The organism is Massilia sp. CMS3.1 (assembly GCF_051262535.1).
Classification (GTDB): Bacteria; Pseudomonadota; Gammaproteobacteria; order Burkholderiales; family Burkholderiaceae_D; genus Telluria.
This window is the reverse complement of the sequence record NZ_JBIMES010000007.1, coordinates 254383-267833: the sequence shown is the minus strand read 5'-3', so window position 1 is coordinate 267833 and position 13451 is coordinate 254383. Positions and strand designations below refer to the sequence as shown.

15 protein-coding genes are annotated in these 13451 nt (G+C 63.1%); 9 read left to right on the top strand and 6 right to left on the bottom strand.

Annotated elements, in window-relative coordinates; genetic code table 11:
* Positions 1-40 precede the first annotated feature (40 nt).
* Positions 41-790, bottom strand: coding sequence for an RNA methyltransferase (locus tag ACHAC9_RS13825; RefSeq protein WP_435760577.1), 750 nt, complete (start codon positions 788-790; stop codon positions 41-43).
* Positions 791-964: 174 nt separating this feature from the next.
* Between ACHAC9_RS13825 and ACHAC9_RS13820 the strand changes: the two genes are divergently transcribed.
* The 7 genes from ACHAC9_RS13820 to ACHAC9_RS13790 all read left to right on the top strand — a co-directional run bounded on the left by ACHAC9_RS13820 (position 965) and on the right by ACHAC9_RS13790 (position 6891).
* Positions 965-1744, top strand: coding sequence for an inositol monophosphatase family protein (locus ACHAC9_RS13820; protein ID WP_435760617.1), 780 nt, complete (start codon positions 965-967; stop codon positions 1742-1744).
* A 205-nt stretch (positions 1745-1949) separates the two neighbouring features.
* A complete protein-coding gene (locus tag ACHAC9_RS13815; protein ID WP_435760576.1) occupies positions 1950-3371 on the top strand; it encodes a DEAD/DEAH box helicase in 1422 nt (473 codons plus the stop codon).
* Between the two features lie 165 nt (positions 3372-3536).
* Entirely contained in the window at positions 3537-4334 is a 798-nt protein-coding gene (gene hyi / locus ACHAC9_RS13810) for a hydroxypyruvate isomerase (RefSeq protein WP_435760575.1), read from the top strand.
* 55 nt (positions 4335-4389) lie between these two features.
* Complete coding sequence (locus ACHAC9_RS13805; protein WP_435760574.1) at positions 4390-4755, top strand: VOC family protein; 366 nt, start codon at positions 4390-4392, stop codon at positions 4753-4755.
* An 86-nt stretch (positions 4756-4841) separates the two neighbouring features.
* A complete protein-coding gene (locus tag ACHAC9_RS13800; protein ID WP_435760573.1) occupies positions 4842-5702 on the top strand; it encodes a hypothetical protein in 861 nt (286 codons plus the stop codon).
* A 16-nt stretch (positions 5703-5718) separates the two neighbouring features.
* Positions 5719-6366 carry a hypothetical protein gene (locus ACHAC9_RS13795; protein ID WP_435760572.1) on the top strand — a complete coding sequence of 216 codons (648 nt, stop codon included), beginning with the start codon at positions 5719-5721 and terminating at the stop codon, positions 6364-6366.
* A 162-nt stretch (positions 6367-6528) separates the two neighbouring features.
* On the top strand, positions 6529-6891 hold the full coding sequence (locus tag ACHAC9_RS13790; RefSeq protein WP_435760571.1) for a TraR/DksA family transcriptional regulator: 363 nt from the start codon (positions 6529-6531) through the stop codon (positions 6889-6891).
* On the opposite strand, the gene phbB is transcribed toward ACHAC9_RS13790, so the two are convergent.
* The 5 genes from phbB to ACHAC9_RS13765 form a co-directional block, all read right to left on the bottom strand.
* Positions 6888-7634: an acetoacetyl-CoA reductase gene (gene phbB, locus ACHAC9_RS13785; RefSeq protein ID WP_435760570.1), complete on the bottom strand. Its 747-nt coding sequence runs from the start codon at positions 7632-7634 to the stop codon at positions 6888-6890. The two genes, ACHAC9_RS13790 and phbB, sit on opposite strands and share 4 nt — an antisense overlap.
* 118 nt (positions 7635-7752) lie before the next feature.
* Positions 7753-8307, bottom strand: coding sequence for a hypothetical protein (locus tag ACHAC9_RS13780; RefSeq protein ID WP_435760569.1), 555 nt, complete (start codon positions 8305-8307; stop codon positions 7753-7755).
* An 89-nt stretch (positions 8308-8396) separates the two neighbouring features.
* Positions 8397-9266 (bottom strand): zinc-dependent peptidase, encoded by an 870-nt coding sequence (locus ACHAC9_RS13775; protein ID WP_435760568.1) that lies wholly within the window; start codon positions 9264-9266, stop codon positions 8397-8399.
* Positions 9267-9294: 28 nt separating this feature from the next.
* A complete protein-coding gene (locus ACHAC9_RS13770; RefSeq protein WP_435760567.1) occupies positions 9295-10044 on the bottom strand; it encodes a glutathione peroxidase in 750 nt (249 codons plus the stop codon).
* Positions 10045-10268: 224 nt separating this feature from the next.
* Entirely contained in the window at positions 10269-10874 is a 606-nt protein-coding gene (locus tag ACHAC9_RS13765) for a winged helix-turn-helix domain-containing protein (RefSeq protein ID WP_435760566.1), read from the bottom strand.
* A gap of 469 nt (positions 10875-11343) precedes the next feature.
* Here ACHAC9_RS13765 and ACHAC9_RS13760 point away from each other — a divergent pair, with 469 nt between their 5' ends.
* Both ACHAC9_RS13760 and ACHAC9_RS13755 read left to right on the top strand, forming a co-directional pair.
* A complete protein-coding gene (locus ACHAC9_RS13760) occupies positions 11344-12369 on the top strand; it encodes an OmpA family protein (protein WP_435760565.1) in 1026 nt (341 codons plus the stop codon).
* A 141-nt stretch (positions 12370-12510) separates the two neighbouring features.
* Positions 12511-13425 (top strand): YihY/virulence factor BrkB family protein, encoded by a 915-nt coding sequence (locus tag ACHAC9_RS13755; RefSeq protein WP_435760564.1) that lies wholly within the window; start codon positions 12511-12513, stop codon positions 13423-13425.
* Positions 13426-13451 lie beyond the last annotated feature (26 nt).

Sequence of the window (13451 nt, the reverse complement as noted above, 5' to 3'; positions counted from 1 at the left end):
CATCGTGCCGCGGTGGCTTTTTTTATGACCTGCCGTGCAACTACCGCTTCAAAATCTGCCTGGCAATCCCGCGCAGAATATTCACCTCTTCCGTCTCCAGCTGCGCGCGCGAAAACAGCCGCTTCAAACGCGGCATCAGCTTCTTCGGGTTATCCGCATTCAGGAATCCGATCGACACCAGCGCCTCTTCCAGGTGCGCATACATGCCCTCGATCTCGGTCACGCTGGCCGCGTCGCCATGGAACCCGATCGGCGTCTCGATCACGCCATCGCCGATCGCCGCCATCCGGCATTCATAGGCCAGCACCTGCGCCGCCTGCGATAAATTCAGGGATGAATAGGCGGGATTGGCCGGAATATTGATCAGCACATTGCACTTCTCGACTATCTCGTTCGGCAAGCCGACGCGTTCGTTGCCGAGGATGAGCGCGGGCCTCACCTCGCCCTGCCCTGCCGCATGGCCGGCAAAGGCGCGCGGCGTCCACACCGGCGGCGAGAATTCGCGCAATCTGGCCGAGACGGCGGCGGCGAAATTGCAGCCTTCCAAAGCTTCGCCCATGGAGCCGACGACGCGCGCGCCCTGCAGGACATCGAGGGCGCCGCTGGCAAAGGCAACCGCTTCCGGGTCATTCAAGAAGTCGGTGCAGCGCGGCGAGACGAGCACGAGTTCGGTAAAGCCCATGGTCTTCATGGCGCGGGCCACCGAGCCGATATTGCCGGCGCGGCTGGTCTCGACGAGCACGAAGCGCAGGCGGTGAAAAAGAGACGTGTCGGTTTCGTTCGGGTTCATTTAAAATAGCGCTATCGCGCGGCGACGAGCAATTGAAATTCTGGCATCAAGGGCCGGAATTCTAACGGGTTCGGCGCCGCTTTGCTCTTTAATTCAACTCATACTCGATCGTCCGCGGCGCTCTATGCGCGGTGGGCGTCAGCGTTTTTTCAGGGAAAAGATAACATGCATCCAATGCTCAATACGGCCATCAAGGCCGCACGCCGCGCCGCCACCGTCATCAACCGCGCGTCTTTCGACCTCGACCGGATCGTGGTCTCTGAAAAACAACATAACGATTTCGTTACCGATGTCGACCAGGCGTCCGAGCAGGCGATCGTCGAGACGCTGTTGAAAGCTTACCCTGACCACGCCATCCTGGCCGAAGAGTCGGGTCCGTCGCGCAACCTGAACGACGACAGCGAGTATGTCTGGATTATCGACCCGCTCGACGGCACCACCAATTTTTTGCACGGCTACCCGAACTTCTGCATCTCGATCGCGCTCCAGCACAGGGGTGTGATCACCCAGGCCGTCATCTATGACCCGGTTCGCAACGACCTGTTCACTGCCAGCAAGGGCGCCGGCGCCTACCTGAACGACAAGCGCATCCGCGTCAAGAACCACGACCGCATCGGCAAGGCCCTGATCGCCTCCGGCCACGGCACCGATCCGCGCGCGCTGGCCGAATACCTGCGCATGTATGAAGTCGTCGCTTCGCGCTGCCATGGCATTCGCAGCAGTGGCTCGGCCGCGCTGGAACTGGCCAACGTGGCCGCCGGCCGCGTCGATGCCTACTTCGAAAAAGGCCTGAAAATCTGGGATATCGCCGCCGGTTCGCTGTTAGTTACTGAAGCGGGCGGCATTTGCGGCGAGTTCAGCGGCGAGTCGGCCTACCTGAACAAGGGCGACATCATGGCCGCCGGCCCGAAGGTATTCGCACAGTTGGTCCCACTGATGGTCCCTTTCGCGTAATTAGCGTAAAATAGCGGTCTAGCTTGTTGCCGTGGCGCGTTGCGCACCACGGCGCCCATCCCGGCATTTCCCAGCGCAACAAAATACCGACAATGATTGTAGGGCCGGCGTACCGCTTAGCGGTGCTGCAACGCCGTTGCTATCATCCCCTCCGATCCTGGCGCCGCTTGCGCCGCGGCGGAATCAACCTCACCAGAAGAGATCCATGTCATTTGCTACCCTCGGCTTGTCCGACGCTATCGTTCGTGCTGTCACCGAACAAGGTTACACCGTCCCCACCCCAATCCAGGCACAGGCGATTCCCGCCGTGCTCGGCGGCGGTGACCTGCTCGCCGGCGCCCAGACCGGCACCGGCAAGACCGCCGGCTTTACCCTTCCGCTGCTGCAGCGCCTGTCGACCGACGCTGTTGGCGCGGCCTTGACGAGCAAGAACTCGCCGCGCCGCATCCGCGCCCTGGTCCTGACCCCGACCCGCGAACTCGCAGCCCAGGTCGAGGAAAGCGTGCGCCTGTACGGCAAGTACACGAACATGAACTCGGCCGTGATCTTCGGCGGTGTCGGCATCAACCCGCAGATCAAGCTGTTGAAGCAAGGCGTCGACGTCCTCGTCGCCACCCCTGGCCGTTTGCTCGACCACGTCGGCCAGCGCACCGTCGACCTGTCGAAAGTCGAAATCCTGATCCTGGACGAAGCCGACCGCATGCTCGACATGGGCTTCATCCACGACATCAAGAAAGTGCTGGCAGTGCTGCCGGCGAAGCGCCAGAACCTGCTGTTCTCGGCCACTTTCTCGGACGAGATCAAGGCCCTGGCCGACAAGCTGCTGAACAACCCGGCCTCGATCGAAGTCGCACGCCGCAATTCGACTGTCGAAGTTATTTCGCAAAAGATCCACCCGGTCGACCGCGACAAGAAGCATCCGATGCTGTCGCACCTGATCAAGGAAAACGACTGGAGCCAGGTGCTGGTGTTCACCCGTACCAAGCACGGCGCGAACAAGCTGGTCGAGCAGCTCGGCAAGGACGGCATCGGCGCAATGGCGATCCACGGCAACAAGAGCCAGACCGCGCGTACCAAGGCGCTGTCGGAGTTCAAGGACGGCGCCCTGCAGGTGCTGGTCGCGACCGATATCGCCGCGCGCGGCATCGATATCGACCAGCTGCCGCACGTGGTCAACTATGACCTGCCGAACGTGCCGGAAGACTATGTGCACCGTATCGGCCGTACCGGCCGCGCCGGCGCCACCGGCGAAGCCGTGTCGCTGGTCTGTGTCGACGAGCACGACATGCTGAAAGATATCGAGAAGCTGATCAAGCAGACGCTGCCGCGTCAAGTGATCCCGGGCTTCGAGCCCGACCTGAACGCCAAGGCCCAGCCGATCCAGCTGCGCAGCGGCGCGCCAGGCCATGGCGGCCGTAGCCGTGCACCTGGCGGTGGCGGCGGCGCAGGCCGTGGCCAGGGCCAGCCGCGCAGTGCGGCCGCCGGTGGCGGTGCACGTCCGGCCGGCAACGGCGGTGGCCGTCCGGCTGCGGCTGGCGGCGGTGGCGGTGGCGGTAACCGTGGCGGCGATGCCAGCCGTGGTCCGCGTTCGGCGGCTGCACCTCGTACGGGTGGCCGCGGCCGCTAAGCGGTTCGCGAATCAGATTCAGATTCAAATCAAAACAGCCCGGACTATCCGGGCTGTTTTTTTTTGCGTTCTCGTACGGGCGTGCGTTCGCCGCACGATTGGACATCGCCTGCGTACTTGGCGGCGCAGTGCTACGATAACGGGCTGACAACATTCGAGACCGACATGCCCAAATTCGCCGCCAACCTGAGCACGATGTTCACCGAGCTCAGCTTTCTCGACCGCTTTGCCGCGGCGCGCGAGGCCGGATTCGAGGCCGTCGAATTCCAGTTCCCGTATGCCTGCGAACCTGACTGGATCGCCGGCCGCCTGTCCCGCTACCAACTCGAACTCGTGCTGCACAATTTCCCGGCGGGCGACTGGCCGGGAGGCGACCGCGGCATGGCTTGCGACCCACGCCGCATCGCCGAGTTCCGCGACAGCGTCGCGCTGGCCCTCGACTACGCCGACGAACTGGGGGTGAAACAATTGCACTGCATGGCCGGCATCCTGCCGCCGAATGTGCCGCGCGAGCGCGCCCACGCCACCTATATCGCCAACCTGCGCTACGCCGCCGCCGCGCTGAAAGAACAAGGGCTCGACCTCCTGATCGAGCCGATCAACGACCGCGACGTGCCGGGCTATTTCCTGACCGGTTCGCGCCAGGCCGCGGCCGTGATCCGTGAATGCGCCGTCGATAACCTGTTCCTGCAGTTCGACATCTATCACGCGCAGCGCATGGAGGGTGACCTAACTAATACCATGCGCGAACTGCTGCCCCTGATTCGCCATATCCAACTGGCCGATGTGCCGGGCCGGCATGAACCAGGCACCGGCGAAATCAATTTCCCTTACCTGTTCCGCGTGCTCGACGAGCTCGGCTATGACGGCTGGATCGGCTGCGAGTACACGCCCGCCGCCGGCACCCTCGAGGGCCTCGGCTGGCGCGGGGCACACTCCCCTGCCCTGGCAGTACATAGCTAGACAAGCCTGACCGGCTGCGGCACCATTGTCTCCTTATTAATAAGGAGCGAACATCATGATCCAGGGACTGCGCACCGTCATCTATCCGGTCACGCAACTGCTTGAAGCGACACAGTGGTACCGCCGCGTGCTCGAGAAGGAACCCTATTTCGACCAGCCCTTCTATGTCGGCTTCGAGGTCGGCGGCTTTGAACTCGGCCTGATTCCCGACGGCGTGCCCGGCAGTACCGGCGCGACCGCCTACTGGGGCACGCAGGATGCGGCAGCCGAACTGGCGCGGCTGGAGTCGCTCGGCGCCAGCGTCGAGTCGCCGTTGGCGGACGTGGGCGACGGCATTCGCGTGGCGACCGTGCGCGACCCCTACGGCAACCTGTTCGGCATCATCGAAAACCCGCACTTCGACCGCGCCAAGGTCGCCTGAGTTGATCCAATGCAACGCCGCTGTGCGCGGCGTTTGCCAAAATAGGGTCTTTCCGTCCGGCATCTTCGCCGGCTCGAGAGGACCCGATGAGAACAGTTCGCTTTGCCCTCACCACCTGCCTGCTGACCGTCAATCTGGTACTGGGCGGCTGCGCATCCAGCGGCGGTCCGGTCAGCCTGGTGGAAGTGCGCGAATTCGCCGACGCCTCAGCCAAGCTCGGCGGCTATGGTGAACTCTCGCGCCGCTACCGCGACACGTATGAGCGCGAACAGCCGTATCTGCCCGCCTCGAGCGACAAACTGGCGCGCGAAAACGACGCCAAGCGGCGTGCCGTGTACGAAGACTTCGTCAGCGTGCAAAAGGCCCTCGTGCTCTATATGCAGACCTTGAGTCTGTTGGCTGGAGATACGCGCTACGACCTGACCGAACGCATCGACGACCTCGGCAACGGCTTGAAGGCGAATACCGAATCGGGCCTGCAGCAGCGTCATGTCGCCGCCTACACGGGATTGACGCGCCTGCTGACACGTGCGATCGCCTCCGGCTACCAGAACCGCAGCGTCGACACCATGGTGCGCGACGGCGACGCCGACGTTCAGACCCTGTTAGAGGCGATGATCTCGCTCACCCGCCTCTACTACAAGACCAATGAGAATGAAAAGAAGACCGTGCTCGGCATCTTCGACGTCGAACTGCCTTTCACCAAGGGTAATAACGAACGCATGCTGGTCACGCTGGCCAAGGTGCATTACCTGAACAAGGCGAGCGAGTACAAGCTCATCGACCGCCGCTACGACCTGGCCTTGCAGGGATTGACCAAGGTGGCGCTCGGGCACCAGAAACTGCGCGAAAACCTGCACAAGCTGACGCAGGAAGACGTCAAGCGCATGCTCGGCAATTACGGACGCGACCTGCGGATGATCCGCGACGGCCTCGTGAGCGAATGATCTTCAGGGAGTCACTATGGCAAACGAAACGAAACCGAAAGGCGACACAACCGATCTGGCAATCGACGCATTCGCCGGCGCGGTAGCCGGCGCGGTCACCGAAGGCATCACGCAGGGGGCGCATCCTGCCAACGCCGCCGTTGCCATCAAGGTGGATGGCGGCGCTGCCGGCACATTAGCGGCGACAGCGGCGAATGCGCCAGCGGCCGGCAAGGGTGGTCTGGCCAGCGTGGCGCAGATCGTCGAACTGGCCGACCAGCTCTCGGCCTGCGCCGACGGGCTGCACGAGCGCATCATGCGCGACATCCGCACCTACGACGGCGTCGTCGTGCCGCCCCATGTGCAAGCCACCGCGCGCGCGCTGCTGGAAGACGAGCTGCTGTTGCGCCAGCGCGCCAACGGGCTGTATGCCGACGCCGCCACCTATATCGTCAAGTCGCTCGGCAAATCGCAGCAGGGCGTGGTGGCGCTCACCACCGCAGCGGCCGAGAAGATCCGCAAGATCGCGCTGATCGGCGACATCACGGGCCTGGTAGCCGGCCTGCTGCACCTGGCGGACGCCGCGGCGACCGGCCAGGCCGCCTCGGTGATCGCCGCGCTCGACAAGATCCATACGCACATGAAGGCCATCGACACCCTCAAGGCACCCGTCAAGCCCGCCTAAGGAAGTCTGCAAGCGCGCACGTGCGCCCATGTTCTTCCGGCCCGCATCGCGCTACACTGGTCCCACACCAGTTCATGTGGGAGATCGCAATGAACGGCTTTTCCTGGCTCCGGCCAAGCGCGCGGCTTGCCGCCGCGCGTGCCTGAAGCGCGCAGGTTCCCCATGAACGTTCTTGATCAAAGCCAGCTGATCCAGTTGCGCGCCGCGCTCGAGACGCAGCTGGCGGCGCTTAGCCGCACGGACGCGCCGCAGAGCGCGGACGGCACACGTGACCTGCCCGTCTCCGAAGTCGAAACCTCACCTGCCGACAAGGCGACCGTGCGCCTGCTGAACGATCTTGCCCTCGAGGCTGCCGGCCACCATGTGGCCCGGATGCAGGTGCTGCGCCGTGCGCTCGCGAAATTCGAGGATGGCAGCTATGGCCTGTGCGAGGAATGCGGCGACGGCATCGGGTTCTTGCGACTCGAGGCCCGCCCGGAGGCGCATCTCTGCATCGGCTGCCAGACGCGCCTCGAAAAACGCTAGCGCATGTGCTGGCCGCCGTTGATGGCGATGTCGGCGCCCGTGATGAAAGCGGCGGCGTCCGACACCAGATAGGCGATCAGGGAGGCCACTTCTTCCGGTTCGCCCAGGCGGCCGAGCGGAATCTGCGGCAGGATCTTCGTTTGCATGATCTCCTGCGGCACGGCCTCGACCATCTTCGTGCGCAGGTAACCCGGCGAGACGGTGTTCACCGTCACGCCATGGCGCGCCGTTTCCAGCGCCAGCGCCTTGGTGAAGCCGTGCATGCCGGCCTTGGCGGCCGCGTAGTTGGTCTGGCCGTAGGCGCCGCCATTCGCATTGACCGAGGAAATGTTGATGATGCGGCCCCAGCGCTGGGCCGTCATCGGACCGACCGCCTGGCGGCTCATGTGGAACACGCTGTCGAGGTTGGTGCGCAGCACGTCGTGCCAGTCGTCCAGCGTCATCTTGCGCAGGCTGGCGTCGCGCGTGATGCCGGCATTGTTGATCAGCACATCGATACGTCCGAATTCATTGAAAAGGGCTGCCATCATGGCTGCGCAGGCGCGGTCGTCGGTGACGTCGAGGCGCCAGTCGCGAAAGCGGTAGCCCTCGTCGCGCTGGGTTGCGAGCCAGCCCTCGGGCGAGCGATTCGAGGGCGAATACGTTACCGCCACCGTGAAGCCCGCGTCCGCCAGCTGGCGGCAAAGTGCCGTGCCGAGTCCGCCCATCCCACCTGTTACCAGAGCAACCTTGTTCTTTTCCATGTTATCCCCTTGTCATGAACGGCCGGATGGCCGAAAGCGACAAGTCTAGGAGTCAGAATCGGAACGCCTTTGATATGGATCAAGGTTTACAAGGCCTTGGCCCTGCAAGAGGCCGCTCTTAATGGACGATTTCGGGGGGTACCGATGCATCGAAATCGGCCCAGTCGCCCTCCACGATGTTGCCGCGGGCGCGTTCGATCTGGACCGCGCCCAGGCGGCGCATCACATCCACGGCGCGCGACTCGTCACCGGCCTCGTCGAAAGCGACGGCGACCAGCATCCCGGCCTTGCGCTGCTCGACCGGTGCGCGGCCGCCCTCTTCGCCTTCGCCCGCTTCCTTCATCTTGGTAAAGCTGAACAGCGAGCCGACGTGAGCACCGACCAGGCCGCCGACGATCGGGCCGAGCGGACCGGTCACGGGGATGGTCGCGGCACCGACGACGGCACCAAGCGCTCCGCCGGTGGCGGCGCCCTTGATCACGCCTGCCGGCGTTTCCTTGGCGCCGGGCGAGACGATGTTGTCGCCGCCGATCGGCGTCATGTCGTGCTGACCGGCCTGGCTCAGGTAAAAGGTGCTGACGCGCTCTCCCGTGAAGCCGGCCTCGGCCAGGGCGCTGGAAGCAGCGTCGGCCTCGTCCTGGGTCTGGAAGTGCCCTGCAATAATGATGGACATCGGTTTCTCCTGCATGGTTATCGTTGGTTACTCGAAGCATGCTCCTGCTGGGCTGCGCATTCTGTACGCAAACGCACGCAGTTCATAGCCTATTGCCATTGCCCGTAAGCCATGCCATCGAACACCGGTTCTGGCGCCTGAGGCGTTTGCCAGGCGCGCGGATCGACGCGGTAGTATTTCAGGAATTCCTCGTACAGGGCAGGATGGCGCGCGGCGAGGCGGTGCGGCTGTTCGAAAAAGGCTTCGGTGGCCACCGCGAAGAACTCGGCCGGATTGGTTGCGCCGTAATGGTCGAGCACGCCCTCCCGGCCGAACCAGGCGTCGTGGCGCAGGGCCGCGAAATCGCGCGAGAGCACCTCGGACCAGCTGCGGTAGCGCTCAGGACTGCCGAGATAGGGCGCACCGTTGGTGGCACCCGATTCGCTGTCGAGCTGGTGCGCGAACTCATGCAATACAACGTTGTGCGTGGGCGGCTCCTCCATCCCGGCGCGGCGCACATGGTCCCAGGACAGGATCACGCGGCCGTCGTCCCAGGATTCGCCCAGCAAGTCCTGGCGCTCCTCGGTCACCACGCCCGCCGCGTCGACCTGGCGCCGCGGTACCAGGAAGGCGCCCGGGTAGACCAGTACCGCGTTCAGGGTCGGATACACGGAGTCGCCCCGCGTGCCCAGCAGCAGCAGGCAAGCCTGGCCGGCGATCGTCAGGCGCATCTCCTCGCTGATCTCGAGGCCTGCGCAGCCGACAAAGGTTTTTTCATGCAGGAAGCGCCGCACCAGGCGCTCGAGGCGCGCGCGCTGGGCCGCGTCCATCTCCCGGTACTGTTCGACATTACACTCGAGGATCTCGAGCTCGGCAACCGCCAGCGGCCGCGCCAGGGCGCGCCGCAGGCGCCAGCGCGGCACGGCCCAGGCCAGAAGACCCGCGGCCACCAATGCTGAGACGGTCCACAAGGCTTCCATCAGGCCGCTCCCGCCAAGGTGTTGTCCTTCATGCGCCGCCCAGGTGCGCGTCCAGTTCGTCGGCGCCGCCGATCAGGCGTCCGCCGATGAACACCTGGGGCCAGGTCATGCGACCGCTCAGCGCCCGCAGCACGCTGGTATTGATTCTCTGGTCCTGCGAGATATCGGTATAGCGCAGTCTGCGTTCCGAGAGCGCCGCCTTGGCACGGGCGCAGAACGGGCAGCCCGGACGCGAGAACACGACGATCGGTTCAGGCGCCCGCGCGTCCGGATTGATGTGGTTCAGCATGGTGTCGGCGTCGGACACAGCGAGAGGGTCGTCATCGTCCCCACCCTCCTCTTCGATGAAGACCTTTTCGATAACACCGTCGCGCACCAGCATCGAATAGCGCCAGGAGCGCATGCCGAAGCCGAGCTGGCGCTTGTCGACCAGCATGCCCATGCCGCGCGCAAAATCGCCATTTCCATCCGGGACAAAGGTGATGTCATCCGCTTCCTGGCCCTGCTTCCACTCGTTCATGACGAAGGCGTCATTGACGGAGAGACACAGGATATCGTCGACGCCGTTGTCGCGCAGTACAGGCGCGAGTTCGTTAAAGCGCGGTAAATGGGTCGATGAACAGGTCGGCGTGTAGGCGCCGGGCAGCGAGAACACGACGACGGTCTTGCCCTTGAACAGTTCGTCAGAGGTCAGGTCTTGCCACCCGTTCTCGCGCCGCGCCTTGAACGTCACGGCGGGTACGGGTTGGCCTTGCAGCGATTCGGCGGTGGGCAGCATGGGTATTCCTTTGCAAATGGGGATGCGGCGAGATCGCCTTCGAGCGCAAGTGGGGCCTGTTGCCGGCTTTTCAATGTTGCCGGATCGTCGTAACAGCGCGACCCGGCCGGGCAGAACGTAAACGACAAACGCCGCGCAAAGCGCGGCGAATGCTTGACGACAGCGATCGTCGATTACAGGAATGCGCGTCGGGTCTCCACCGCCGCGCCTTCCTTCAGAAGGTCTTACTTGCCGAGCTGGCTCGGCGCAGGGCCGAACAGTGCGGCGACCAGCGGATCGCGGGTAACCGGGCTGCGGTTCACGCGGATCGCGTAGTGGGTGTCGTCCGCCAGGATGTGGAAGTGGCGGCCGCTGCCGGCCATGCTCTGCTCGCGCAGGCCTGGACGTTCCTTGCGCGGGGCGACGCCTTCACGCTTCGGCTGGCAGATCGCGGCCAGGAAGGCTTTCACGCGTTCCTGGTCCGGGCAGATCTGGTACACGGCCTTGCCCAGATAGGTGGCGGTGCCTTCGATGTAGCGGGCCAGTTCGATGACGCCGGCTTCGCGCAGGTCGCGGATGTACTTGCGGGCGCCCGATGGCGAGAACTTCAGGAACCATGCGATCTCGTCGGCCAGCATTTCGTGGGTCGACAGTTCGTTGATCAGCTTTTGCATGTTTTCGATCCGACGCTGCGTGGCAGAGGTCGACCGCACGCGCTCGATCGGCGCCAGCGAGATGGGCGCGCGTTCGGTTGGCTGCGGCGGGACGCGTTCGATCAGCGCTGAATTGCTGGAGGTGTGCACTGCGCCGATGTCGCTTTGCACCGCGTTGTGATGAGTCGTTGCATGCATGTTGGTTTACTCCAATAAAGAGAGAGACTGGGAGGTCCGGGTCGCTGTGTGTGGTCTGACACTCTGACAACACCTCGGGTTCCGCTTAACTGACCTCAAGGTTGCCTGCGTCAGCCCGGCCGGTCTGTGCGCCATCCAACATTGGCAAAATTCCTCAGAGCATTCCGATAAGCCTGTCTTTACGGAAAATCAGACGCGACTTGCAAACCACGCAATTGTCGCAAAAACACAACGCTTTGCCTGATATTTTTTTCTCAAACAATTGATTGTAGAAATTACATTATTTCTCCGGCTCTATAGGAGGGAAATGCGCTTTCGCCGTCACTTCGTTGTAAATCTACCACTCCGCAGTATGGGTAAGTGCGCTAGCGCACCGACCCTCTGGAACTCGTCCTCGTATTCTCCAGTCCAACATCACTGTCTCAAGCACGCGATGTCACCATACCTTTTCAACTAATGGGAGTTTCCTGTGAACAATACGAAGAAGATCGCTCTGGCTGTCGCCATGCTCTGCGCCACTGGCACCACGCTGGCCCAAGAAATCAACCCGTCCTGGTATATCCAGCCTAGCGTCGTCGGCATGAAGCCTGACGCAGACTTCGGCGTGAACGAACGCGACTGGGGCGGTGGCCTGAAGTTTGGTAAAGCCATCAACCAGAACCTGGATGTCCAGATCGGCGCCACCCACGTCCGCGCTGAAGATGGTTCTGCACGTTACCGCCAGACCGTCGTCGGCGCCGATGCGCTGCTGATGCTGTCGCGTTCGAACATCCGTCCGTTCGTGCTGTTCGGCGCCGGTGTCGAGCGTGACAAGGTCGAAAACTCGATCCGCCGCGTGAGCAAGAACTCGCCATACCTGACCGCTGGTATCGGCGTCCAGGCTACCCTGACTCCACAGCTGTCGCTGCAAGCGGACGTGCGTTCGGTGCGCGGCTTCCTGCGTCATGACGAGCTGTATGGCTTCACCCGCAGCAACAACAAGTACCTGACGATCGGCCTGAACTACGCGTTCAACCCGCCTCCAGTGGCAGCTGCGCCAGCGATGGCACCGGCACCAATGGCAGAAGCGCCAATGCCTGCACCAGCACCGGCACCGGTCGCTCCGCCAGCACGCTTCGAAAAGGTCACCCTGTCGACCACCGAACTGTTCACGTTCAACAGCGCTGCCCTGAGCATGCCACAGCCTAAGCTGGACGAGATCGCTGCTGCCCTGGCCGCCGACACCAGCATCACCGACGTCGACGTTACCGGCTACGCCGACCGTCTGGGTTCGGACAAATACAACCTGGCGCTGTCGCAGCGCCGTGCTGACGCTGTGCGTGAATACCTGGTCGGCAAGGGTGTCGATGGTTCGCGTCTGAAGGCCTACGGCAAGGGCGAGGCCAACCCGGTCGTGACCTGCACCGAGAAGAACCGTACCGCTCTGATCAAGTGCCTGGAGCCAAACCGTCGCGTTGAAGTCGAGCAGATCACGATCGAAAAGCGCGTTCAGTAATCAAGATCTCATCCATCACTCTGCCCGTCATGGGCGAGTGCTGAGATGCGGCCTGAGGGGTACTTCGCTCTGTCAAGCCCGTGTTTAAACAACGCGGAATCGACAGGGCCTGGTGCCCCTTTTCTTTTTCGGAGAATCCGTATGGACAAAAAACAGTGGTTTCCTTATTCGCGCCAGATCGTCCACATCCTGAAGTGCGCCGTGATGGAATGGCTGGCACACCGTGCGGCCAGCAAGGGTGCGGCCCTCGCCTTCTATACGCTGTTCTCGCTGGCGCCGATCCTGGTGCTGGTGATTGCCGTCGCCGGTTTCTTTTACGGTGCGGAAGCGGCGCAGGGCCAGCTGCTCAACGAGTTACGGGGCCTGGTGGGCAAGGAAGGCGCCGAGACGATCCAGGCGGTGCTGGCCGGCGCGCAAGACAAGGAAACCGGCAAGATCGCAACGATCATCGCGACTGTGCTGCTGCTTGTCGGCGCCACCAGCGTGTTTGCCGAGCTGAAGGATAGCCTGGACGAAATCTGGGGCGTGCCGGCGCCGAAGGATGCCGGCTGGTGGGACATCCTGCGCACGCGCGTGCTGTCGTTTGGCTTGATTCTCGTGCTGGGCTTCCTGCTGATGGTGTCGCTGGTTGTCACTGCGGCGATGGCAGTCGTCGAGAACTACTTCGGCGGCATGTGGAAAGATTCCGCCGTGATCCTGGGCTGGATTTCGTCGTGCATCAGTTTCCTGGTGATTGCGACGCTGTTCGGCGTGATCTACAAGTTGCTGCCGCGGATCAAGCTTTCCTGGCATGACGTCGGGATCGGGGCGCTGGGGACCGCGGCCATGTTTACCTTGGGTAAATTCCTGATCGGCCTGTACATAGGCAACAGCGGCGCGGCCAGCAGCTTCGGCGCGGCCGGTTCGCTGATCGCCCTGCTACTGTGGGTATATTATTCGGCCCAGATCTTCTTCCTTGGCGCCGAATTCGCCCGCCAGTATGCGCTGCAGCTGGGAAGCTTGCGGCACAAGCCGGCAGAGGTAACGGGGGCGAAGGACGTCAAGCGGATGGCGTGAGTTGAACGTTGACCGAATGCAGAACG